The organism is Herbaspirillum sp. B65 (assembly GCF_000333555.1).
GTDB classification, from domain to species: domain Bacteria; phylum Pseudomonadota; class Gammaproteobacteria; order Burkholderiales; family Burkholderiaceae_D; genus Herbaspirillum; species Herbaspirillum rubrisubalbicans.
On sequence record NZ_BADI01001112.1, the window covers coordinates 1 to 1,230 of the forward strand.

At 66.3% G+C, this 1,230-nt stretch carries 1 protein-coding gene; it reads right to left on the minus strand.

Features of this window, described 5'->3' with window-relative positions; translation table 11 throughout:
• On the minus strand, positions 1-1,230 hold a 1,230-nt coding region (locus tag I5W_RS26405; RefSeq protein WP_044531486.1), incomplete at both ends, for a ComEC/Rec2 family competence protein.

A 1,230-nucleotide genomic window follows, 5' to 3' on the forward strand; every position in this document is an offset into this window, starting at 1 on the left:
CAGGATGCAGGACGGTAAAGCCGATGCCATCCCAGTTCCAGGTCTGGCCGGCCTGGCAGCGGGTATTCACAGGCGCAGCGCGCAGGATGCGGCTGTCCGGTGCCAGCGAAGAATAGACGCTGTCTACCGACAGGCTCTTGAACAAGGACAAGGCGCCACCCGAATGGTCGTTGTCATTGTGCGAAATCACCACCCGATCCAGATGATCGATGCCATGCGCGCGCAGATACGGCAGGATCACCCGGGTCGCCCCATCCGAGTCGGCCGTGTAATAGGGACCGGTGTCATAGAGCAGGCGATGGCCGGGCGTTTCCACCAGCACCGCCATGCCCTGCCCGACGTCGAAGGCGGTCACGCGCATGGTGCCCTCGGCCGGGCCCAGCGGCGTATTGAGCAGCAGCGGCAGCCAGCCGAACAGACCCAGCCAGCGCACCGGCCAGCCACGCGGCGCCAGCACCAGCAAGGTGCCGCCCAGGGCCAAGGCGAACATCCACCAGCTTGGCAAGGGTGTCTGCCATACCGCCCAGGGCATGGCATTGAGCGTTTGCAGGAAATCGGCCAGCCAGGCCAGCAACTGGTGCGGCACCTGCAACACGAATTGCGCCAGCACGCTCGGCAAGATGCTGCCCACCAGCGCCAGCGGCGTAATCACCAGCGACACCAGCGGGATGGCGATGGCATTGGCAATCGGGCTCACCAGCGAATACTGCCCGAACAGCAGCATGGTCAGCGGCACCAGCCCCAGGGTGACCACGTATTGGGCATGACTGGCTTCCTTGATCCGCTGCAGCAACGCCGGCCACCAGTGCTTGCGGGCGGCAGCGGCGGCCATCGCCCGCGGCGGCTGCATCCGCCCGACCGAGCCATACAGCAGCAAGGCCACCGCCCCGAAGGAGAGCCAGAAACCCGGCCACAGCACCGCCCAGGGGTCCAGCAACAACACCAGCGCCAGAGCCAGGCACTGCACCACCGACACGCGCACGATGCGCCCGCGCCAGAAAGCGATCCCCACCACGATCAACATGTACAGCGTGCGCTGGGCCGGCACGCCGAAGCCGGCCAGCAGCACATAGAGCAAGGCCGTCACCATGCCCACGATCAGCGCCACCTTCTGGGCCGGCATCCGCAACGGCAATTGCGCGCCCGTGAAGAACGAACGCCGCCACAGCCAGCCCGCCAGGCCACCGCACAAAGCTGCAAGCATGGTGATGTGCACCCCGGAGATGGCCA